The organism is Bacillus sp. SIMBA_005, from assembly GCF_046535585.1.
Classification (GTDB): domain Bacteria; phylum Bacillota; class Bacilli; order Bacillales; family Bacillaceae; genus Bacillus; species Bacillus pumilus.
Map to the genome: position 1 here is coordinate 1 of NZ_JAWRWI010000874.1, position 249 is coordinate 249.

The window sequence follows — 249 nt, forward strand, 5'->3', positions numbered from 1 at the left end:
AATTGGATTTACAAATTTTCGAAAACAACTTTATTCTGGTAAGAGAGGGTTTTTTATTTTTTCAAAAACAATGTTTTTTGACGATTTAGGAATTTTTACAATATGAAAGGGCTGTGAAACGTCATTTGTGAAGCCAACTTTCAAGTTTTCTATTCTAATGATAATTTTGCCTGAGCGTATTGTGGCTTTTGTAACATCTATCGAGGTTGACATATTGCTTTGTTGTTTGTAAAAAACAGCAATAACATT

Annotated in this window: 1 protein-coding gene; it reads right to left on the bottom strand. The window is 29.7% G+C overall.

All coding sequences use genetic code 11. The annotated features are described in order from the left end of the window. Positions 1-30: 30 nt before the first annotated feature. A partial coding sequence (locus SB660_RS22570) for a hypothetical protein (RefSeq protein ID WP_410584725.1) occupies positions 31-249 on the bottom strand: 219 nt, incomplete at its 5' end.